This is a genomic window from Pantoea sp. BJFS-204, assembly GCF_049310725.1.
GTDB lineage: Bacteria > Pseudomonadota > Gammaproteobacteria > Enterobacterales > Enterobacteriaceae > Pantoea > Pantoea agglomerans.
This window is the reverse complement of the sequence record NZ_JBMOWE010000001.1, coordinates 278,403-300,192: the sequence shown is the minus strand read 5'-3', so window position 1 is coordinate 300,192 and position 21,790 is coordinate 278,403. Positions and strand designations below refer to the sequence as shown.

Genomic DNA, 21,790 nt, shown 5'->3' with positions numbered 1-21,790 from the left:
GCACGGCAGCGCGCTTTAAACGCGCTGCCTGAGGGGTAAAAGACGCTGCCTGTTACTGCTATCGGCAGCGCCAATCGCCGGTTTTAGCGGGCGCTGTATGGCTTCACGACACCGCCCAGTCCTGAGATGCTTTTCAGCTCGCCAACCGCACTCTGCATTTTGGCTTTCGACGCATCCGGCCCAACGTAAATGCGGGTGATCTGACCCTGTACCGGCGTTGAAGGCACGGTAAAGGCGCGATAGCCCGACAGCCGCAGCTGCGCGACAATCTCATTCACTTTGCTGGCGTTTTTCAGCGCACCTAACTGCACCACATAAGCCTGCCCTGCCGGCGCTGTCGTCTCTGCTGATTTTGGCGCCTCTTCCTGCTTCGGCTGTTCGACCACTTTAGGCTGTTCAACCGGTTTAGGTTTAGGCTGCTCCACGGCTTTTGGCTTCTGCTGTTCGACCGGCTTCTGCTTAGGCTGCTCTGTTACTTTCGGTTTCTGCTGCTCAACGACCTTCGGCTTCGTCACCGTCTGTGCGGGCACAGACTGATGAACCGGCGGCGGCGAGACCACTACCGTATCGCTCTCGTCTTCCGGTTGAGTCCGACCCTGCTCTGCCGTAGCGTTGGTTTTACCGTTGCCATTGCCATTGCTGCTGCTGACCGCATTGCCCGCGCCTTCCGGCGGCTGTGCCGGCAGCGACTGGGTTACCGGCGGCACCATTTCGCTGTCCTGCTGATCGTCAGGTTTCGGCACCAGCGGAATGGCGGCGAACTCCTCTTTGTAATGCTTTTTCTGACCATCCAGCAGCCCTGGCAGCACAATCACGCCAACGGCGACCAGAATAACGGTGCCGACTAAACGGTTCTGAAACTTACTTGCCACGTCCTTTCTCCGTTTCAATCGATTCCATGACCTGTGCAACGGTGTGGAATGAACCACAGACCAGCACAATGTCCTGCGGCGCTGCCCGCTGGCGTGCCTGCTGCCAGGCGAGCTCAACCGAACTAAAAGCCTCGCCCTGCGGCAGGTTGTTCAGCAGTTGCTCAGCACTGGCGCCGCGCGGACCCTCAAGGGGCGCGCAGTACCAGGCATCGACCACCGGTGCCAGCGCCGCCAGCGTTCCGGCGATATCTTTATCATGCAGCATGCCCACCACGGCATGCACTTTGCCGCGTTTCGGCAGTGCCGCCAGCCGCGACGCCAGATACGCTGCCGCATGCGGGTTATGGGCGACATCCAGAATAACGCGCGGTGATTCGCTGAGGGTCTGAAAACGGCCTGGCAGCATCGCCAGCGGCAGGCTGGCGCGAATCTGCGCCTCACTGACCTCAAGCCCGGAGACCCGCAGCGCCACCAGCGCGGTCGCCGCGTTAGGCAGCGGCACCTGCGGCAGCGGCAGATCGTTCAGCTCACCCGTCGCATCACGCAGTGACCAGCTTTCTGCCTGCGCATGCCACGACCAGTCACGGTTGCGCTGCAACAGCTGCGCACCTTTTTCCTGTACGACCACGGCAATACTCTGCGGCATATCCGGTTCACCCACTACCGCAGGTTTCCCCGCCCGGAACACACCGGCTTTTTCACGCCCAATGCTTTCGCGATCCGGGCCAAGCCAGTCGGTGTGATCGAGTGCAATGCTGGTGACCACCGCGACATCGGCATCCACAATGTTTGTCGCATCCAGCCGTCCGCCTAGGCCGACTTCGAGGATCACGACATCCAGCTGCGCCTGGCGGAACAGATTCAACGCAGAGAGCGTGCCAAATTCAAAATAGGTCAGCGAAATATCTGCACGTCCGGCTTCAATCTCCGCAAAACTGGCGCAGTGCTGCGCTTCACTCAGCTCCTCTCCCTGAACCCGCACGCGCTCGGTATAGCGCACCAGATGCGGTGAGCTGTACACGCCAACGCGGTAGCCCGCGGCGATCAGCAGCGTTTCCAGGGTGCGACAGGTGGTGCCTTTGCCATTGGTACCGGCCACGGTAAAGACAAAAGGAGCGGGTTTCAGCAGGTCGAGACGAAGCGCTACCTGACGAATACGGTCCAGACCCAGTTCAATGGCCTGAGTATGCAGGTGCTCAAGATAATAAAGCCACGTGGCCAAAGGCGACGTGGCTTGGGGAAGGTGAAGATTGTCCATATGTCCCGTTTTGCTTATTTATACCTGGCAGGCTGCTGCTGCGGTATACGGTGCATTGGTAAGAGGTGCTTTGGACGCACCTCTCTATCTCCTGTCAGGCCTCGTTGCTTTCCGATTCAGTCGTCGCCGGAGCGGACTGTTCACCGTCAAGCAGCGGTGCCGGCAGGTTCATCATTTTTGCCAGCAGGCTTGCCAGTTTGTAGCGCATTTCCGGACGGCGAATGATCATATCAATCGCGCCCTTTTCAATCAGGAACTCACTGCGCTGGAAGCCCGGCGGCAGTTTTTCACGCACGGTCTGCTCAATAACGCGTGGGCCGGCAAAGCCGATCAGTGCTTTAGGTTCCGCGATATTGAGGTCGCCCAGCATGGCAAAACTGGCCGAAACGCCCCCCATGGTCGGGTCAGTCAGCACGGAAATATAAGGCAGACCGCGCTCACGCATTTTTGCCAGTGCCGCACTGGTTTTCGCCATCTGCATCAGCGACTGCAGCGCTTCCTGCATACGCGCCCCGCCGCTGGCGGAGAAGCAGATCAGCGGGCAGTTATCTTCTAACGCCTGCTCAACCGCACGTACAAAACGCGCACCGACCACAGAGCCCATTGAACCGCCCATAAAGGCAAATTCAAAGGCCGCCGCAACAACCGGCATGCCGTGCAGCTGACCTTTCATGACCACCAGCGCATCTTTCTCACCGGTGTCTTTCTGGGCCGCGATCAGACGATCTTTGTACTTTTTGGAGTCACGGAACTTGAGCAGATCTTTAGGTTCAAGTTCACTACCCAGCTCAACCATCGTGCCCTGATCGAGGACACTGCCTAGGCGCTCACGTGCGTGCATCCGCATGTGATGGTCACACTTCGGGCAGACCTCAAGATTACGCTCCAGCTCGGCGCGGTAGAGCACCTGACCACAGCTGTCACACTTGGTCCAGACCCCTTCCGGGATACTGGCTTTGCGCACAGGCGTTCCGGTGCTTTTATTAAGAATGCGTTCAATCCAGCTCATTGATGACCTTTCTGTTTAAAACTGACCTGGTCCAGTCGTCTTGATACTGCTGAAAACCGCTTCAGCAGACGGTAAATGTCGCTCATTAAACCACAACCTGTTCAGACTGTGGATAAAAATCTGGTCTTACCCCTGAGCGCAGCCTTACGGCTGCTTCTGCTGCTTAGCCTGACGGCGATGACGCCAGACTTCAATCACACCTGGCAGAATCGAGACCAGGATAATGCCCACAATCAGCAGCTTCAGGTTTTCCTGCACCACCGGCAGATCGCCAAACAGGTAGCCGGCATAGGAGAACAGCAGCACCCAGAGCAGCGCACCCGTTACGTTGAACAGCGCGAAGTGGCGATAGGACATATGGCCCATACCGGCAACAAACGGCGCAAAGGTTCGCACGATCGGCACGAAGCGCGCCAGGATAATGGTTTTTCCACCATGACGGGCATAAAACGCATGGGTTTTATCCAGATGGCTGCGACGGAAAATCTTCGAGTTCGGGTTACTGAACAACCTTTCGCCAAACAGGCGGCCAATGGTGTAGTTCACTGCGTCGCCCAGAACCGCGGCCACCACTAATAATGCCACCATCACATGCACATTAAGATCGTTACCCGGCAACGCCGCCAGTGCGCCCGCCACAAACAGCAACGAGTCACCCGGCAGGAAGGGCGTCACCACCAGACCGGTTTCGCAGAACAAAATCAGGAACAAAATAGCGTAAATCCAGATACCGTACTGTGCAACCAGTTCGGCAAGATGCACATCAATGTGCAGAATAAAATCAACCAGAAAATGGAGAAACTCCATGGCGCGCCCTTTTAAGTCCTGAAAGTGAATTAATCCGCGAGGAACAACGGTCCCATCGACGGCTGTGGTAACGCAAAGTGGGATGGGTAATCCACCGCCACCAGATACAACCCCTCTGCCCGGGCTGTGGCTGCGGCTAATGTCCGATCCTTCGCCGCCAGCAGCGTTGCCATCCATGACTCCGGCTTATTGCCGCAGCCTATCTCCATCAGGCTGCCCACGATATTGCGCACCATGTGATGCACAAAGGCATTGGCTTTGATATCCACAATCACGTAGGGACCCTGACGCGTCACGTTGAGGTGAATCACGTTGCGCCACGGTGTACGCGACTGGCACTGCACGGCTCGGAATGAGGTGAAATCATTCTCGCCTAACAAACACTGCCCGGCGCGCTGCATCTTCTCTGCATCCAGAGGATGGTAAAAGTGCGTCACGCCCTGCGCCAGCACCGCCGGACGCAGACGCTGATTGTAGATCAGGTAGCGATAGCGTCGGGCCGTGGCGCTGAAGCGGGCATGAAATTCATCCGGCACCGCTTTCACCCAGCGCACCGCAATATCCGGCGGCAGATTAGCGTTGACGCCCAGCGTCCAGGCACCATCAGGCCGCTGCGAGGTGGTCTCGAAATGGACCACCTGCCCCGTCCCGTGTACGCCTGCATCGGTGCGGCCAGCACAAAAAATGCTGACCGGATGATCGGCGACTTTCGACAGCGCGCGTTCTACCTTCTCCTGCACGCTGCGGACTTCATTCTGACGCTGCCAGCCGTAGTAACGGCTACCGTCATACTCGATGCCGAGCGCCAGTTTTTGCGTCTGACCATCGGACATGGTTACAGATACTCCTGAACCAGTTTCTCAGCGGTTTTCACCGCCATCAGTGCGCCGCCAAAACGAATGTTGTCCGCCACTGACCAGAACTGCAGCAGTTCGGGGATACCGTAGTCGTTGCGCACAGCGCCGATGCTCAGTTCGCCGTTGCCTGAGGCATCCGTGACCGGCGTCGGTACTTCATCCTCTTCGCTCAGACGAATATCTGACGCCAGCGCCAGTTCGGCACGCGCTTCTTCCGCAGAGAGCGGGCGCAGGTTTTCGATATGCACAATCTGCGCATTACCGTAGAACACCGGAGCCTGTACGCTGCTGACCGCAATCGGTAAGCCTTCGTCCTGCAATACCTTACGCACCTGATCAATCAGGCGACGCTCACTCTCCACGCTGCCTTCTGCGTCGGCCTGTTGTGGCATCAGATTAAACGCCAGCTGACGACCAAAATGGTGTTCATCGGCCGGAAGACCGTTCAGCAGGCGGGCACTTTCCCCGGCCAGCGCATCAACAGCCACTTTGCCGTAGCTGGAGACTGAGATCAGGTTAGTCACCTGTAAACGACTCAATCCGGCCGCATCCACCAGCGGTTTAATTGCGGTCAGCAGCTGGCTTACCAGGTTATCCGCCACGCTGATGATGTTGCGATTGCGATAATCTGCCAGCACCTGCGGATTCACATCTGGCACCACCAGCGGCACATCGGGTTCCAGCGCAAACAGCTCGCTGCTGTCGATTACCAGACAACCGGCATTGGCCGCTTCCTCGGCAAAGCGCGCCGAGGCGTCACGTCCCGCCACGAAAAAGGCCAGCTGCGCCTGTGACCAGTCGAACGTCTCCGCATTTTCGACCCGCACCGAGCGGCCTTCGAAACGTTTGATTTCGCCCGCGCTGTTTTCGCTGGCCAGCAAATATAATTCACCAACCGGGAACTGGCGTTCCGCCAGCAGTTCCAGTACAGCGTTCCCTACTGCGCCTGTCGCGCCAAGTAGCGCAATATTCCAGCCGTCAGACATGTTGGTTTACTCCAGACAATGACATAAAAACAGAAGGCGATGATATTCACCGCCCAGGGATTCAGATTTATCCCCGTCGTCTTTCACGTTGCATCTTTGTTGGCTGCGTTCACTCACCCGAATCACTTACCTGAGTAAGCTCATCGGGATTCGTTCTCTTGCCGCCTCAATGCAACCCGAAATCCATTGGGTATATCCCCCCAGAACCCGCCGTCATGCAGACATGCCAGCAGCGCGCGCCTTCCGTTCACTGATTAATTCAGTGCAGAAACCGCGCCAGGGCGCCTGACCTGCAGCGCCCGCTATTCCGGGGAAATGATTGCGTTAAAGCCCAGCTGGTTCAGCAGCTCAGCGGTTGTGGCGTCATCGCAGTTCACCTGCAGCGATGACCACTCGCGGCGCTCCTGATACTGCTTGCGCAGGCGATCAAACTCGCCGGGTTTCGCCGCCACTTTACGCAGGGGGGCATCATCGCGGCGCACATCATACACCAGATGCGCCAGGCGTTTCAGCGTTGGCTGATCCAGCGGGCCATTCAGGGTGATTTCACTGAATTCCGGCACCGGCAGTAAGGTACTGAGCGGCACCTGCTGCGGCTGACCAATAAAGTCGCACCAGGCTTCAAATACCTGGGTGGTGCCGCGCGCTTTGCCTTCCAGCGTGTAGCCCGCGATGTGCGGCGTGGCGATATCGACCTTATCCAGCAGCGCCAGCGACAGATCCGGCTCCGGCTCCCAGACATCCAGCACGACGCTAAGATCGTGCCGCATTTTCAGCACCTCCAGCAGCGCGCTGTTGTCCACCACCGGGCCGCGACAGGCGTTGATCAGAATAGTATTAGGCTTTAGCGCCATGAGCAGCGCCGCATCCGCCAGATGCCAGCTTTTATACGGGCCCTCTTTAAACAGCGGCGTATGGAACGTCAGAATATCAGCCTGCTCTGTCACAGCCTCCAGCGACAGGAAATCCCCCTCATCACCGCGATCGGCGCGCGGCGGATCGCACAGCAGGGTTTTGATGCCCCAGGTCTCAAGACGCTTTTGCAGTCGCCCACCGACGTTACCGACGCCAACGATGCCGACAGTGCGGTCACGCAGCTGGAAACCATCGCGTTCCGCCAGCAGCAGCAGCGCAGAAAAAACATATTCCACCACCGCAATGGCGTTACAGCCGGGTGCAGCAGAGAACGCAATGCCCGCCTGCTGCAGCCAGTTCTCGTCGATATGATCGGTGCCCGCCGTGGCGGTTCCGACAAATTTCACCGGCTTTCCTGCCAGCAGGGCCTCATTAACCTGGGTGACTGAGCGCACCATCAGGCCATCGGCATCGGCCAGTTCAGCCACCGGCAGCGGACGCCCCGGCACCGCGACCACGTCGCCGGTACGGCTGAATAGCTCACGGGCATAAGGCATATTTTCATCGACCAGAATTTTCACCACGGCTTTCCTGTCAGTTACATATCAGGCAATTATTCTGGCACAAAGCGACGCGTTAGCCTAACCGCGCACGGTAGCGTTCGGGCGTGGTTCCCGCCTGTTGCTGGAACATCACAATCAGCGCCGAAGCTGAACTGTATCCCAGCTCATGGGCGATGCTCTGCACGCTTTCCCCCTGCTCCAGCAGCACAATGGCGCGCAGAAACCGCAGCCGCTGCCGCCACTCGCCAAAGGTCATATGAAGCTGCTGCTGGCAGCGACGCGCCAGCGTCCGTTCGGTGGTAAAGACCCGCGCCGCCCAGCCTGCCAGCGTGGTGTTATCGCCCGGATGCGCTTCCAGCGCATGTAACACCGGCGCCAGAAATTTATCGTCAGAGGTGGGCAGATAACTCTCCTGTACCTGCGCCAGCTGCAGGCGATCGCGCAGCACCTCGCACAGCCGCCACTGCGCATCCGTTTCGGGTTGCTCGATTTGCTGCTCAGCAAACTCATCCAAAATGGCGTGTGCAATGGGATCGACCAGCAGCAGGCAGGCGCGCCGGGGCAGATCGGCGCATAATGGGGCCGCCAGATTAAAGGTACGGAACTGTGCCTGACGATGGTTATAGCTACTATGAAGCTGACCCGGTGGGATCCAGACCGGAATATCTGCCGGTGTCAGCAATCGCTCACCCTCGACCTGCATCTCCAGTACGTGGCTTTTCACCATAATGAGCTGACCCCAGGCATGCGCATGCGGCAGATATTCGGTGCGGGCATTGGCCTGCTCATAACGCATAAAGTAGCGCAGTTGCGGCGCGTCAAGGGGCGGCTGGTAGATCACTTTCAGGGTCATTCTGTCCGCTCCACAACTAATTTTGTCCGATATTAACTATCTGAATAAATCCGGACAAGCGTACACTGCGCCTCATTATGGCGTGTGGAGAGTCAGCATGTTTTTCCTGTACCCGCTCTTTGCGGTAATAATCTGGTCGATCAACTCAATTGTCAGCAAACTCTCGGCGGATGCGATCGATCCGGCGGCGATCTCATTCTACCGCTGGTTACTGGCGCTGCTGGTGCTGACGCCCTTTGTGCTGCCCGGCGTGTGGCGCACGCGTCAGGTCATTAAACCGCACCTCTGGCGGCTGGCGATCCTTGGCCTGCTCGGCATGGTGCTCTATCAGAGTCTCGCCTACTACGCAGCACACAGTGTCAGCGCACTCTTTATGGGCATTATCGGCGCCCTCATCCCCCTGCTCACCGTACTGCTGAGCGTGGTGATCCTGCGGATTGCGCCGACGCTGGGCATCCTGCTTGGCAGCATCATCTCCTTTACCGGTCTGGTGTGGCTGGTCAGTGAGGGCAACGTGATGCAGCTGCTGAATCACGGTCTGGGCAAAGGTGAACTGCTGATGCTGGCCGCCTCCGCCGCCTATGCGCTGTATGGCGTGCTGACACGACGCTGGGCACTGCCGCTGCCGATCTGGCAAAGCCTGTATGTGCAGATTTTATTTGGTGTCGTACTGCTGTTGCCTGGTTTTCTGCTGGCCCCCGAGGTGGCGCTTAACCGGCACAACCTGCCGCTGGTGGCCTTTGCCGGTCTGTTTGCTTCGATCATCGCGCCGTTCCTGTGGATCCACGGTGTGCAGCGTCTGGGTGCCAGCACCACCAGTATCTTTATGAATCTGATCCCGGTATTTACCGCGGTGATCGCGGTGATTTTCCTGCATGAGCAACTACACAGTTACCACTGGATTGGCGGTGGTCTGACGCTTGGCGGTGTGATACTGGCGCAGCGGCTGCGTACCCCCTTATCCCGCCGTAAACCGGTGAGCCACCCGCTGCCCTGAATAGCGCGGCCGGCAGATTACGGGTAGCGGCTGTGGCGAGTGAGGGTACTGTTGAGGATGGCAGTGAAGAGAGTCTACAGCTGAAGCGTAAATCTCGCGCCGAAACGCATGTCCCTCGTGGGATTTCCCGGGGGCTTTTGCTATCATGGCCTATTCATTTTCCGGCGCACCCCACGCTGTTCTGTTTTCCCAAGGAATCCGCCATGCAACCACTCAGCGGCCCCGGTGTGCCGGTCGGCGATCGTTCATCTGTCAATCCGCAAACTGGCGTAACGCGTCACGGTTCAGTGGCCGGTGAACAGCCCCTCTCCCCTGCGCAGCGCACAACGTTAGAACGCCTGATCGTGCGTATCTCATCGCTCAGTAATCTTAAAGCGCCTGAACTGTGGGCGGGCGTACGCCATGAAGTGGGCGTAAAGAGTGAAGCGGAATTACAGTCGCGTCATTTTCCGGCAGCGGAACAGTACCTTAATGGCCGCCTTACGCAGACGCAAAATGGGCATGCCACACGCCAGCTGATGACCCAGCTCACCGATCTGCTGCCGAAAGGGAATAACCGTCAGGCCGTCAGCGACTTTATCCGTCAGCAATTTGGTCAGACCGTACTGAGCGCGCTGAGCCAGGATCAGCTGCGCCAGGTGCTGACGATGCTGCAGAACGGGCAGATGACGATTCCTCAGCCGCAGCAGATCCGCGTCAGCGATCGCACGCTGCTGCCTGCCGAGCACCATACGCTGAATCAGCAGGTGGTACGCCTGGCCGCTGCCACTGGCGAATCCACCGGTAAGCTGTGGACGGCTGCGCTGAAACTGGTCAACCTCACCAGCGGTGATCCCATCCCGTCGCGCCACTTCCCGCTGCTGACCCAGTATCTGCAGGTGCGCCAGACGTTGAGTCAGCACAGTGCACCGACGCTGCAATTGCTGGAAGCGTCCCTGAAACAGCCGCTTGATCAGCAGGAGCGGCAGCAACTGGAGGATTACAGCCAGCAGCGTTTCCAGGCGACACCGCAGACGGTGCTCACCGTAACGCAGACCCAGGATCTGCTGAACTTCCTGTTCAGCCGGCGCGCCGACCGGGCAGAAAAACTTCTCGAACAGCCTCTGGCAGCCAGCGAGATTAAACCGCAGCCGATCTGGTCGCCCTTTGTTGCGTCGCTGCCGCCCGCGATTCAGCCTCTGGCAGAGCGCCCCCTGCTGGGCTTCTTTGTCGCTCTGGTTGTCATCACCCTTTTACTCTGGCTGGTCCTCTGAGTTAACAGCCACAGAATGCTTTGGGCGCGGCGACTGGCCATTCGCCCGGTGCATCACCCCAGGTCAGCGGATGACCGTCACGTTTCCAGAAATCCAGCCCGCCAATCAACTCCTTCACCTGAAATCCCAGCGAGGCCAGTTTCCAGGCCGCTTTCGTCGAGCCGTTACAGCCAATGCCGTCACAATACGTGACATAAACTTTACTGCGATCGAGCCGGGCCGTGGTAGTGGCATCCATCTCGCGATGCGGAAAGTTGATCGCGCCGCAAATATGCCCGGCGCGATAAGCCTCCGGCGCGCGAGCATCGATTACCACGATATCCGGGATTTGCCGTTCCAGATCTTCCGCCAGATCCCAGGCGTCGGTGTAAAAAGCGAGTTTTGCCTGCAGATAGTCGAGGCTTTGCTGCGGGGTGGCGGCCGGAATTCGTAAAACCGATGACATAGCGATTCTCCTGTTGTGGTGAGTCTGCAGTTTACGGCAAAGTGGACTGCTTACTGATACCCATTCCCCATCAGGTATAAGACCCATATGTCTTCACCGTTATTACAACTTTTCCAGCATCAGACCAGTGGCGGCGTGCGCGAGCGGCTCTGCTCTACCCTGCGACTGGCGATCAACCGGCACCATCTGCATGCTGGTCAGCAGTTGCCGTCCAGTCGGCAGCTGGCGCAGGATCTGCGTCTGTCACGTGTGACGGTGGAAGCGGCCTACGGACAGCTGGAAAGTGAAGGCTATCTGCGACGCGAGACCGGTCGCGGTACTTTTGTTGCCATCATCATCCCCACCCACTCATCATCATTTCCAGCCCGGCCTCAGCCCGTCCGTTTCTCGGCGCGGGGCCAGCAGGTACTGGCAACCGGTGGCTGTCAGGATCCCCCTTTTCCCCATGCATTCGCCGCCGGTTCACCGGAGTTACGCGCTTTTCCCCATGACACGTGGCGACGCCTCGGCAGCAGCGTGCAGCGTTCACTGGGCAGTGCCGCAATGGGATACGGCGATCCCTGCGGCTACCTGCCGTTACGCAGCGCACTCGCGGATTATCTGGCACTTTCCCGGGGCGTGGCATGCCAGCCGGAACAGGTGATCATTCTGACCAGTTCACAACAGGCACTGCAGTTACTGGCAATGATGTTCGTCGATCCCGGTGATGAGGTATGGATGGAGGAGCCGGGCTATCCTGGTGCGCGTAACGCCTTTCTGGCTGCCGGCGCACAGGTGCGCGGGATTGAGGTCGATGCCGAAGGTGCCATCCCCGCCAGCGGCAGTGCAAAACTGATGTATCTGACGCCATCGCATCATTACCCTACCGGCGTGACGCTGAGCCTGACGCGACGCCTGGCGTGGCTGGACTGGGCGCAGCGCAACCGGTGCTGGCTGATCGAAGACGATTACGACAGCGAATTTCACTACGACGAACGTCCTATCCCTGCGCTACAGGGACTGGATCGCCATCAGCGGGTGATTACGCTGGGCACCTTCTCGAAGTCGCTGTTTCCCTCCCTGCGGCTGGCCTGGATGGTGGTCCCGCCCGCGCTGATTACCCCCATAGGCCAGGCACGCAGCGTGCTGGATGGACACAGCGCCCTGCTGCCGCAGGCTGTCACAGCCGCCTTTCTGCAACAGGGACATTTCGCCAGCCATCTGCGGCTGATGCGTCAGCTCTATCACAGCCGTCGCGATCTGCTGCTGACGCTAATCGCTCAGCAACTGTCGCCGTGGATCACGCCGATTGTCAGCAGCGGCGGATTACAGGTAACTGTCAGACTGCAACAGGATGAAGCGCGATTAAGCGCACTGGCGGCTCAACAGGGTTTGCTGCTGCCGCGTCTGAGTCCGCTCTATGCCGGGCCTTCATCTCAGCAAGGCTGGATGCTGGGCTTTGCCGCACTGACGCCTGACGAGATTGTGGCAGGATGCGATACATTGCTGCGGCTGCTGCAGCGGGAGGGCTAAAACGGAGGGTTGAACGAGGTAAAGCGGATGGGCTGTAAAACAAAAAGGGCCGGCAAGCCGGCCCTTCAGAGTGCTGACGTAATAATTACGCCTGATATTTACGCATGGTCAATGTGGCGTTGGTACCGCCAAAACCAAAGCTGTTAGACATCACGGTAGTCAGCTCTTTTTCCATCGGCTCAGTGACGATGTTCATACCGGTTGCTGCCGCGTCAAGCGAGGTGATGTTGATGCTTGGCGCGATAAAGCCATGCTCCAGCATCAGCAGCGAGTAGATCGCTTCCTGCACGCCAGCCGCACCCAGAGAGTGGCCGGTCATCGCTTTCGTTGCTGAGATGTATGGCGTGTTATCGCCAAACACTTCACGAATCGCACCCAGCTCTTTCACATCACCCACCGGGGTAGAGGTTCCGTGGCTGTTCAGATAGTCAATGGGTGTATCGACACCGTGCATCGCCATCTTCATGCAGCGCACTGCGCCTTCACCTGATGGAGCAACCATGTCTGCACCGTCTGAAGTGGCACCATAACCGACGATTTCGGCATAGATATGCGCACCACGTGCCAGCGCATGCTCCAGCTCTTCAACGACGACCATGCCACCGCCACCGGCGATAACAAAGCCGTCGCGCTCATTGTCATAAGTGCGTGACGCTTTTTCTGGCGTGTCGTTGTAACGGGTAGAGAGCGCGCCCATGGCGTCGAACTCACAGGCCATTTCCCAGCACAGCTCTTCGCCGCCGCCCGCAAAAACGATATCCTGTTTGCCAAGCTGGATCTGCTCAACGGCGTTACCGATACAGTGCGCAGAAGTGGCACAGGCGGAGCTAATCGAGTAATTTACGCCATGAATTTTGAATGGCGTTGCGAGGCAGGCAGAGACGCCAGAGGCCATCGCTTTGGTGACCACATAAGGGCCAACCGCTTTCAGGCCGCGTGGGCTGCGCATTGCGTCAGCACCAAATACCTGGAAACGTGGGGAGCCGCCGCCTGAACCCGCAATCAGACCCACTCGTGGGTTGCTCTGATACGCTTCAGCGCTGAGGCCAGAATCTTTAATCGCTTCTTCCATGGAAAGATAAGCATAGATGGACGCATCACTCATAAAGCGCACAACTTTGCGATCGATGAGGCCGGTGGTATCTAATTTAACGTTACCCCAGACGTGACTACGCATGCCGGAATCTTTCATCTCTTCAGAAAAGGTGATGCCAGAGCGTCCTTCACGCAGAGATGACAGCACCTCCTGCTGGTTATTACCAATACTGGAAACGATCCCTAAGCCAGTAATCACAGCACGTTTCATTCAATCTTCCTCATCCACTTCTTCTTAATTGGCATGCACTCTAGCGTACACTTGTACGCCGAACAAGTCCGATCAGCTATTTCCTTTTGTAAATTTGCGTCATGTCACGCAGGTCGCTAGAATCGCGCCACTGCCTGAAAAACGAGCCTTTACCGTGAAATTGACCCCGGTTGAACATGCAAAGCTAAACTGGAATGAACAGGGTACACCTGTTTCCCGAGCGTTTGGCGATGTCTATTTCTCTAATGACAACGGTCTGGAAGAGACACGCTATGTCTTCCTTGGCGGCAACGGTTTTCCCCAGCGTTTTGCTGAGCATCCGCGCGATCTGCTGATCGTGGCGGAGAGCGGTTTTGGCACCGGTCTTAATTTCCTGACGCTGTGGCAGGCGTTCGATGCGTTTCAGCGCGAACAGCCCGACGCCACTTTAAAACGTCTGCATTTCATCAGCTTTGAGAAATTTCCGTTAACCCGTGAAGATTTAACTGCGGCGCAGCAGCACTGGCCCGAACTGGCCCCCTGGGCGGAGGCGCTGCAGGCGCAGTGGCCCGCTGCCCTGCCCGGCTGTCAGCGTCTGCTGTTTGATGGCGGCCGCATCACGCTCGACCTGTGGCTGGGCGATATTAACCTGCTGATGGGCCAGCTGGATGAGAGCCTGAATCGTCAGGTCGATGCCTGGTTTTTGGATGGGTTCGCGCCCTCAAAGAACCCGGATATGTGGACGCCGGAGCTGTTCGGCATGATGGCAAAACTGGCGCGGCCGCAGGGGACCTTCGCGACTTTTACGGCTGCAGGTATTGTCCGGCGCGGTCTGCAGCAGGCGGGCTTTGCGGTCATCCGCCGCAAAGGATTTGGTCCGAAGCGCGAAATGCTATGCGGGCCGTTGCAGGATGCGCCTCCGCTGCCCGCCGCGCAGCCCTGGTATCATCGTCAGGCTGCGCAGCAGCGTGATGTGGCCCTGATTGGCGGCGGCGTCGCCAGTGCCACCCTGGCGCTGGCGCTGCTGCGTCGCGGCTGGCGGGTAACGCTTTATTGCGCCGATGAGGCGCCCGCGCTGGGCGCATCCGGCAACCGTCAGGGAGCGCTCTATCCGCTGCTCAATCAGCACGACCCGGCACTTGCCACTTTTTTCCCCTCAGCCTTCAGCTTTGCGCGGCGGCTGTATGATCAATTAACCGTCACCTATGAGCATCACTGGAGCGGTGTGCTGCAGCTGGGCTGGGATGAGAAAAGCCGTAAGAAGATCGATCAGATGCTGGCGATGGACCTGCCTGAAATCATCGCCTGTGGCGTCGATGTGGCAGAAGCTGAAAAACGGGCAAATGTTGAACATGGCTGTGGCGGCATTTTCTATCCGCAAGGCGGCTGGCTCTCACCGGCAGAGCTGACCACCGCGATGCTGGCGCATGGCGAAACCCAGGGATTGCGCATTCACTGGCTGCACCGGGTGAGCGCGCTTTCCCGTGAGGATGATCACTGGATGCTGACGTTCAGCGATCGTCCGGCGGTACGTCATCCGACCGTGGTACTGGCAAACGGTCATGCGATTGCTGACTTTGCGCAAAGCGCCCCGCTGCCGACCTATCCGGTGGCCGGTCAGGTAAGCCATGTTCCCTCTACGCCCGGCCTCAACGCGCTGCAAACGGTGCTCTGTTACGACGGCTATCTGACGCCTGTCAGCCCGCAGTTTGGTACGCACTGTATCGGGGCCAGCTATCACCGTGGCGATACCGCAACCGCGTATCGGGAGGAGGATCAGCAGGAGAACCGCAGCCGCCTGCTGCATTGCCTGCCTGACAGCAGCTGGGCCGAAACGGTGGATGTCAGTGACGGAGAGGCAAGAATGGGGGTGCGCTGCGCCACCCGGGATCACCTGCCGATGGTGGGCGGCGTGCCGGATTATGCTGCTACGCTGGCGCAGTATGCTGATTTACCGGCACAGCAGGCGGCAGGCAGCGATATCGCTGACGCACCCGATCTTGCGGGCTTGTATCTGTTTGGGGCGCTGGGATCGCGCGGCCTGTGCAGTGCGCCGCTGGCGGCCGAAGTGCTGGCAGCTCAGCTGGCGGGCGAGCCGCAGCCTCTGGATGCCAGTACCCTGGCAGCACTCAATCCGAATCGTTACTGGGTGAGGAAATTACTAAAGGGAAAAGCCGTTTAGCGGACGCTAAGGGCGGTACGCCGCCCTGCACCATTACGCGGAGAGCTGGCGTGCCTGAACAAACAGGTTATCCCACATCCCGACCACTAATGCCTGATCGCGTGGCGAGAGTTCTCCGGCAGCAATGGCATTTTGCAGACTGCGGGTTACCTGAATCTGCAGCGCTTCTGGCGTATGTTCGCCCAGTTGCTCCACTTCAGCGACCGCCAGTGTCAGATGCCCGCGCAGATAACCGCTGGCGAACAGCTCATCGTCACTGGCATGCTCGACCATGTCGTCAATCAGGGCCAGAATACGCGCTTCAAATTCTGCGATCATCTCAATTCCTCTTTTAATAATGCCTTTCTGCATCACAGATCGTCCGGCCAGGGAAACTGCGATGCTGTTAATGAAGGCCTGCCATAAAATTCCGCCAGGGCGGTAATAAAACGCGCGGGACGGTCGGGAATGCCCGACGTCAGATAGCTCATGACCTGAGCATGCACTTTACGCTGGAACGCAATGCGATCCGGTTCACAATCCCCGTCGAGATTGTCACAACTCACGTTGAAGGGAAAGCCTGCCGCCGTACAAAACATCCACTCCAGCGCCTGTGGCTTCACTTCCACCGCTTCAAACTGACTCTGGGTCAGCGCATCACGGCCATCCGGACAGTACCAGTAGCCAAAATCGACCAGTTTGCGGCGCGCTTCACCGGCGATGCACCAGTGAGAGATCTCATGCAGGGCGCTGGCGTAGAAGCCGTGAGCAAAGACCACACGATTCCACGGCGATTCAGCATCAGCAGGAAGATAGATCGGTTCATCATCGCCTTTAATTAGACGGGTCTGAAATTCATCGCTGAAACAGCGATCAAACAGCGTGATCAGCTGTTCATAATGATGAGTCGGGTTCATGACGGTATCAGGTTTTAGGTTACGATTGCAGCGTGGCAAGCCAGGCCATAACGGCGCTGCCATGGCTGTCCCACAGTAATTTAATGCTCATGACGGCAGACACAATCACCACCATCGGGCGGATCAGCTTCTGTCCGCGGCTCAGCACCAGTCTTGCGCCCAGACGCGCGCCGCAGAAAGCGCCGAGCATCATGATCAGGCCGGTTCCCCACACTACTTTGCCGCCGAACATAAAGAACAGCAGGCTGCCGAGGTTCGAGGTGAAGTTGAGGACCTTGGCATGGGCGGTCGCTTTGGCAAGGTTGTAGCCGCAGAGCGTGACGAAAGCCAGCGCATAAAAAGATCCTGCGCCCGGTCCGAAAAATCCGTCATAGAATCCCACAGCCCCGCCGCCGACCAGGGCAAAGGCCAGACCATGCAGACGGCGCGCGCGATCCACTTCGCCGAGGCGCGGCATCAGCAGGAACCACAGACCGATAGCGATTAAAAACAGCGGCAGCATCTGGCGCAGGAAATCCGCCTGCAGGCGCTGAATCAGTATCGCGCCCAGCACGGAACCCAGCAGCGTCATGGCAATGTTCAGCCACTGTTCATTCAGATTGACCGCACCACGCCGGATAAAGTAGAGACTGGCGGAAAACGATCCACCGACCGATTGCAGTTTATTGGTCGCCAGCGCCTGGGCCGGAGAAAGGCCCGCCGCCAGCAACGAAGGTACCGTAAGTAATCCCCCGCCACCCGCGATTGAATCAATAAAACCGGCGAGCATGGCGATTAAAAACAGCAGCCCGACGAGCAGCGGGCTGACCACAAACCAATCCATGGAATCCCTTACAGTAGATGTTTATCCAGCAGGGCCTGACAGGCAGGCGGTAATGGCGGCGGCTCACGTTTCACCGGCGCGCCCGAGCCAGGCTGTTTCGGCAGGAACCAGCTCTGCAGCTCTGCGCCACAGCCATCACCAGCAGGCGGTGCAGGCTGATCTTCACAGCCGATACTGCCCGCCGGGCAGCGCAGGCGCACATGCATATGGGCACGGTGAGCAAACCACGGGCGCACTTTACGCAGCCAGTCACGATCGTTACCTGCATCGGCACAAAGCTGCTTTTTAATCGCCGGATTGACGAAGATCCGTGTCACATCATCATCTTTGGCGGCCAGTTTAATCAGGCTATCAATTTCTGGCTGCCAGTGGCGCGCAATCACATTTTTATCACCCGGCCCGACCAGATCGAGCGGCTGCGGCTTCAGCAGTTGCTGGACGCTCCAGCGGGTTTTCGGCAGTTGCAGCCAGATATCGACATCCAGCCCGGTCTGATGGCTGGCGTGACCGCTGCTGAAACGTCCGCCTGCTGCCATGCCCATGTCACCAATCAGCACGTTGCCCAGTTGCAGGTTATGTACCTGCGTACTGAGACGCTGAATAAACTGAATCAGATCGGGATGACCAAAGTAGCGCCGCTGATCCTGACGCATCACCTGATAGTGCGGTGAATTCAGGGGCAGCGCCTCGGCGCCAACAATACAGCCGTTGGCAAAGCCACCGATTGACTGCGGTGCGCCGGTGATCGGCTGCTGGATGCGTTGCCACGGCGTCGCCGCCAGGCTGGAGGCGCTGATCAACAGCGCACTCAGGGTAAGCAGAAGAGCCTTCATGGCATCACCAGCGCGGTACGGAGCTGTTAACGTCACCGTTCTGCGCCCGCTGGCGCAGCAGATGATCCATCAGGACGATCGCCATCATCGCCTCGGCGATCGGCACTGCGCGGATCCCGACGCAGGGATCGTGGCGGCCTTTGGTGATCATCTCCACTTCTTCGCCGTCGCGGGTAATAGTTTTACCCGGCACGGTGATGCTGGAGGTTGGTTTCATCGCCAGATTGGCGCTGATGGTCTGGCCGCTGCTGATGCCGCCCAGAATCCCCCCGGCGTGGTTGCTCTGGAAACCATCGTGGCGGATCTCGTCGCGATGCTGGCTGCCGCGCTGGTTAACCACCGCAAAGCCGTCGCCGATTTCAACGCCTTTAACGGCATTGATGCTCATCAGCGCATGTGCCAGATCGGCATCCAGCCGGTCAAATACCGGCTCGCCCAGGCCTGGCGGCACGTGATCTGCCATGACCGTGACTTTAGCGCCAATGGAGTCGCCCTCTTTTTTCAGGCCGCGCATCAGTTCATCCAGCGCCTCCAGCTTGTCCGCATCCGGGCAGAAGAACGGATTCTCTTCCACGATGCTCCAGTCTTTCAGCTCACAGGCGATGTCACCAATCTGTGACAGATAGCCGCGCACCACGACACCGTGTTTCATCTGCAGGTATTTCTTGGCAATCGCACCGGCCGCCACGCGCATCGCGGTTTCGCGCGCCGACGAGCGTCCACCGCCACGGTAGTCGCGCTGACCATATTTCTGCTCGTAGGTGTAATCGGCATGGCCCGGCCGGAAGAGATCTTTGATAGCGCCGTAATCCTGCGAACGCTGATCGGTATTTTCAATCAGCAGGCCAATCGAAGTACCGGTGGTCACACCCTCAAAGACGCCGGACAAAATTTTCACCTGATCCGGCTCGCGGCGCTGCGTGGTATAGCGCGATGTGCCAGGACGACGGCGATCGAGGTCATGCTGAATATCCGCTTCGGTCAGCGGGATGCCTGGCGGCACGCCGTCAACGATACAGCCCAGCGCAAGCCCATGGGACTCGCCAAAGGTCGTTACTCGAAAAAATTGCCCGATGCTGTTTCCGGCCATGCTGTTTCCTTCTCAGGGTTCGGCGGGCGATGCTTCGCCCCACTTTTAGTCTTTGTAAAAAGAGAAATGGTGTTTTGCGTCGACAATCTGCTGGCGCGTCAGCGTAAAGACGCCATCACCGCCGTTGTCGAATTCCAGCCAGGTAAAGGGCACGTCGGGATACTGCTCGATCATGTGCACCATGCTGTTGCCCACTTCGCAGACCAGTACGCCCTGCTCGCTGAGATAATCCGGTGCACAGGCCAGAATGCGACGCACCAGCTTCAGGCCGTCGCTGCCTGCCGCCAGCCCGAGCTCTGGTTCGTGGCGATATTCGTTCGGCAGATCATCCATATCTTCCGCATCAACATACGGCGGATTGGTGACGATCAGATCATATTTCAGCAGTGGCAGTTCGCGGAACAGGTCAGCGCGAATCGGCGTAACCTGATGAATCAGGCCATGTTCTTCAATGTTCTGCTCGGCAACCGCCAGCGCACCGGTGGAGATATCCACCGCGTCCACTTCCGCTTCCGGGAAGGCATAGGCGCAGGCAATCGCGATGCAGCCGCTGCCGGTACACATATCCAGAATATGATGAGGTGGCGTGCTGACCAGACCGGCAAAGCGGTTCTCAATCAGTTCGCCAATCGGTGAACGCGGCACCAGCACGCGCTCATCAACAAAGAACTCGTGGCCGCAGAACCAGGCTTTATTGGTCAGATAGGCGACCGGAATGCGCTCGTTAACGCGACGAATGACGCGCTCAACGATCAGAAGACGTTCGCTGGCGGTCAGACGCGCATTGCGCATATCTTCAGGAATATCCAGCGGCAGCCAGAGTGACGGCAGGACCAGTTGAACGGCTTCGTCCCAGGGATTGTCTGTGCCATGTCCGTACCAGATTCCGGCAGCGGAAAAGCGGCTTACCGCCCAGCGCAGCATGTCCTGAATGGTGTGCAGCTCGTTCACTGCCTCATCGACGAAAATTTTGTCCACGTAGCCCTCCGCAGGCCTTTTGCTAAATCGGCCAGTAGTGTGCCATGAAGCCGGGGAGAATTCAGCGCAGCGAGGTGAAAAAGCTGACATTTAATGACGCTTAACGGTAAGGTATCGGCTCTGCTGTGTGACAGCCTTTTCTGATATGACTGACCTGCCATGAGTAAAAAAACACCACTAAGCCCGGATGACCAGGCGCTGTTTCGCCAGTTGATGACGGGTACACGCCAGTTAAAACAGGACACGTTTGTCCACAAAGCGCCGGTTAAAACCCGCCACATCCCGGTAAAACGTCTGCTTTCAGAGCAGGCGGACAACAGTCATTACTTTTCGGATGAGTTTCAGCCACTGCTCTCAACGGAAGGTGCCACCCGTTACGTGCGCGCCGATGTCAGCCATTTTGAGCTGAAAAAATTACGTCGTGGCGACTATACGCCAGAGATTTTCCTCGATCTGCACGGCTTAACGCAGCAGCAGGCCAAGCAGGAGCTGGGGGCACTGATCGCCGCCTGCCGCCGTGAACATCTGTTCTGCGCCAGCGTCATGACCGGTCATGGAAAGCATATTCTGAAGCAGCAGACGCCGCTGTGGCTGGCCCAGCATCCGTGGGTGATGGCTTTTCATCAGGCACCCAAAATGTTCGGCGGTGACGCCGCATTGCTGGTTTTGATTGAGATTGAGGAGTGGCAACCGCCTGAATTGCCCTGAGAGGGGCCGGAATGATCGGCCCACAGACGTCAGATTGCTTTAGCCAGCTTTTTGGGACTGACCTGCCACAGCAGTTTACCGGCACTCGCTGCGGGATCAAATTCCACGCAGGCAATAGCGGAAGTGGCGAACATTGGCGGTGCTTCCTGCGGGCACAGTTCAGAGACTAAATACCCCACCAACGGTAAATGTGAAATCACCAGAGCCGATTTCACGCCTTCATTCGCCAGGGCCTGCAGATAGCACCCGACCATCTCCGGATCGCCGCCCGGCGTTAATTCCGGCAGAACGTCCTGGCTTTCCGGCAGGGGAAAGGCTTCACGCACGGTCGCGAGCGTTTGCTGCGCGCGTAAATAGGGACTCACCAGGACACGCTCAATGTCCGGCGTCTGGCTGTTAAGCCAGTTGGCCATCTGACGTGATTCATTGCAGCCACATAAGGTTAAAGGCCTGACTGAATCACTGGCTGCTTCCAGAGCCGCATCGCCGTGACGCATGATAAAAACTTGCATAAAGCACCGCTGTTGTTTGTCGACATCGCCCGACGCGTAGCGCCTGACTCTTCACTCTGCGAATGAACGCTGTGTTTTACCCTAATGGCTTTAGTATAGTCAACCGGTTGTTTATTAAATAAGCACTTCTCAGAATCATGCTGCGCCGCACACTCTGGCGGCGCTTTTCTAAGCCGCTGAATCGGATTGGTTATTCCATTTTCAGCAGAAATGTAA

Annotated in this window: 22 protein-coding genes; 5 read left to right on the top strand and 17 right to left on the bottom strand. The window is 58.1% G+C overall.

All coding sequences use genetic code 11. From position 1 onward, the window contains the following. Window positions 1–83: 83 nt before the first annotated feature. The 8 genes from dedD to ACO6VX_RS01400 all read right to left on the bottom strand — a co-directional run bounded on the left by dedD (window position 84) and on the right by ACO6VX_RS01400 (window position 8,060). Window positions 84–872, bottom strand: coding sequence for a cell division protein DedD (gene dedD, locus ACO6VX_RS01435; protein WP_422457482.1), 789 nt, complete (start codon window positions 870–872; stop codon window positions 84–86). Continuing rightward, window positions 862–2,130: a bifunctional tetrahydrofolate synthase/dihydrofolate synthase gene (folC, locus tag ACO6VX_RS01430; RefSeq protein WP_422457481.1), complete on the bottom strand. Its 1,269-nt coding sequence runs from the start codon at window positions 2,128–2,130 to the stop codon at window positions 862–864. Before folC ends, dedD begins: the two co-directional genes overlap by 11 nt. Window positions 2,131–2,224: 94 nt before the next feature. Beyond that, window positions 2,225–3,139, bottom strand: coding sequence for an acetyl-CoA carboxylase, carboxyltransferase subunit beta (accD, locus tag ACO6VX_RS01425; RefSeq protein ID WP_266094035.1), 915 nt, complete (start codon window positions 3,137–3,139; stop codon window positions 2,225–2,227). Window positions 3,140–3,283: 144 nt separating this feature from the next. Next, window positions 3,284–3,946 (bottom strand): DedA family protein, encoded by a 663-nt coding sequence (locus ACO6VX_RS01420; protein WP_010257990.1) that lies wholly within the window; start codon window positions 3,944–3,946, stop codon window positions 3,284–3,286. Window positions 3,947–3,975: 29 nt separating this feature from the next. Beyond that, window positions 3,976–4,779, bottom strand: coding sequence for a tRNA pseudouridine(38-40) synthase TruA (gene truA / locus ACO6VX_RS01415; RefSeq protein ID WP_008926481.1), 804 nt, complete (start codon window positions 4,777–4,779; stop codon window positions 3,976–3,978). Window positions 4,780–4,781: 2 nt separating this feature from the next. Continuing rightward, the gene (locus tag ACO6VX_RS01410) at window positions 4,782–5,789 is read right to left on the bottom strand and encodes an aspartate-semialdehyde dehydrogenase (RefSeq protein WP_010257986.1); all 1,008 of its coding nucleotides are present in this window, start codon (window positions 5,787–5,789) and stop codon (window positions 4,782–4,784) included. Between the two features lie 302 nt (window positions 5,790–6,091). Next, window positions 6,092–7,225, bottom strand: a complete 1,134-nt coding sequence (pdxB, locus tag ACO6VX_RS01405) for a 4-phosphoerythronate dehydrogenase PdxB (RefSeq protein ID WP_159227095.1) — start codon at window positions 7,223–7,225, stop codon at window positions 6,092–6,094. A 55-nt stretch (window positions 7,226–7,280) separates the two neighbouring features. Next, the gene (locus ACO6VX_RS01400; RefSeq protein WP_033772307.1) at window positions 7,281–8,060 is read right to left on the bottom strand and encodes an AraC family transcriptional regulator; all 780 of its coding nucleotides are present in this window, start codon (window positions 8,058–8,060) and stop codon (window positions 7,281–7,283) included. A gap of 97 nt (window positions 8,061–8,157) precedes the next feature. Here ACO6VX_RS01400 and ACO6VX_RS01395 point away from each other — a divergent pair, with 97 nt between their 5' ends. Both ACO6VX_RS01395 and flk read left to right on the top strand, forming a co-directional pair. Then, on the top strand, window positions 8,158–9,057 hold the full coding sequence (locus ACO6VX_RS01395; RefSeq protein ID WP_191914157.1) for a DMT family transporter: 900 nt from the start codon (window positions 8,158–8,160) through the stop codon (window positions 9,055–9,057). Between the two features lie 203 nt (window positions 9,058–9,260). Continuing rightward, entirely contained in the window at window positions 9,261–10,310 is a 1,050-nt protein-coding gene (gene flk / locus ACO6VX_RS01390; protein ID WP_010671443.1) for a flagella biosynthesis regulator Flk, read from the top strand. Between the two features lies 1 nt (window position 10,311). Here the strand turns inward: flk and ACO6VX_RS01385 are convergent, their stop codons facing one another. Further along, on the bottom strand, window positions 10,312–10,755 hold the full coding sequence (locus tag ACO6VX_RS01385) for a rhodanese-like domain-containing protein (RefSeq protein WP_010257974.1): 444 nt from the start codon (window positions 10,753–10,755) through the stop codon (window positions 10,312–10,314). 87 nt (window positions 10,756–10,842) lie between these two features. Between ACO6VX_RS01385 and ACO6VX_RS01380 the strand changes: the two genes are divergently transcribed. Then, window positions 10,843–12,267, top strand: coding sequence for a PLP-dependent aminotransferase family protein (locus tag ACO6VX_RS01380; RefSeq protein ID WP_010671441.1), 1,425 nt, complete (start codon window positions 10,843–10,845; stop codon window positions 12,265–12,267). Window positions 12,268–12,352: 85 nt separating this feature from the next. Here the strand turns inward: ACO6VX_RS01380 and fabB are convergent, their stop codons facing one another. After that, window positions 12,353–13,573, bottom strand: coding sequence for a beta-ketoacyl-ACP synthase I (gene fabB / locus ACO6VX_RS01375; RefSeq protein WP_010257968.1), 1,221 nt, complete (start codon window positions 13,571–13,573; stop codon window positions 12,353–12,355). Window positions 13,574–13,727: 154 nt separating this feature from the next. Between fabB and mnmC the strand changes: the two genes are divergently transcribed. Next, window positions 13,728–15,734 carry a bifunctional tRNA (5-methylaminomethyl-2-thiouridine)(34)-methyltransferase MnmD/FAD-dependent 5-carboxymethylaminomethyl-2-thiouridine(34) oxidoreductase MnmC gene (gene mnmC / locus ACO6VX_RS01370; RefSeq protein WP_422457475.1) on the top strand — a complete coding sequence of 669 codons (2,007 nt, stop codon included), beginning with the start codon at window positions 13,728–13,730 and terminating at the stop codon, window positions 15,732–15,734. 33 nt (window positions 15,735–15,767) lie between these two features. On the opposite strand, the gene ACO6VX_RS01365 is transcribed toward mnmC, so the two are convergent. From ACO6VX_RS01365 to prmB, 6 genes are read right to left on the bottom strand one after another with little or no spacing between them, the layout of a single operon-like run. After that, window positions 15,768–16,052 (bottom strand): YfcL family protein, encoded by a 285-nt coding sequence (locus ACO6VX_RS01365; protein ID WP_010257960.1) that lies wholly within the window; start codon window positions 16,050–16,052, stop codon window positions 15,768–15,770. Between the two features lie 32 nt (window positions 16,053–16,084). Continuing rightward, the gene (locus ACO6VX_RS01360; RefSeq protein WP_003854284.1) at window positions 16,085–16,630 is read right to left on the bottom strand and encodes an elongation factor P hydroxylase; all 546 of its coding nucleotides are present in this window, start codon (window positions 16,628–16,630) and stop codon (window positions 16,085–16,087) included. A gap of 19 nt (window positions 16,631–16,649) precedes the next feature. Further along, entirely contained in the window at window positions 16,650–17,453 is an 804-nt protein-coding gene (locus ACO6VX_RS01355) for a sulfite exporter TauE/SafE family protein (RefSeq protein WP_010257955.1), read from the bottom strand. 8 nt (window positions 17,454–17,461) lie between these two features. Further along, window positions 17,462–18,286, bottom strand: a complete 825-nt coding sequence (gene mepA / locus ACO6VX_RS01350) for a penicillin-insensitive murein endopeptidase (protein ID WP_191916899.1) — start codon at window positions 18,284–18,286, stop codon at window positions 17,462–17,464. Between the two features lie 4 nt (window positions 18,287–18,290). Next, on the bottom strand, window positions 18,291–19,376 hold the full coding sequence (aroC, locus tag ACO6VX_RS01345) for a chorismate synthase (RefSeq protein ID WP_010257950.1): 1,086 nt from the start codon (window positions 19,374–19,376) through the stop codon (window positions 18,291–18,293). Window positions 19,377–19,421: 45 nt separating this feature from the next. Next, window positions 19,422–20,354: a 50S ribosomal protein L3 N(5)-glutamine methyltransferase gene (prmB, locus tag ACO6VX_RS01340; protein ID WP_422457472.1), complete on the bottom strand. Its 933-nt coding sequence runs from the start codon at window positions 20,352–20,354 to the stop codon at window positions 19,422–19,424. Window positions 20,355–20,513: 159 nt separating this feature from the next. Here prmB and smrB point away from each other — a divergent pair, with 159 nt between their 5' ends. Then, complete coding sequence (gene smrB, locus ACO6VX_RS01335) at window positions 20,514–21,062, top strand: endonuclease SmrB (protein WP_010257944.1); 549 nt, start codon at window positions 20,514–20,516, stop codon at window positions 21,060–21,062. Between the two features lie 29 nt (window positions 21,063–21,091). Here the strand turns inward: smrB and sixA are convergent, their stop codons facing one another. Continuing rightward, window positions 21,092–21,574: a phosphohistidine phosphatase SixA gene (gene sixA, locus ACO6VX_RS01330; protein ID WP_010257941.1), complete on the bottom strand. Its 483-nt coding sequence runs from the start codon at window positions 21,572–21,574 to the stop codon at window positions 21,092–21,094. Window positions 21,575–21,790 lie beyond the last annotated feature (216 nt).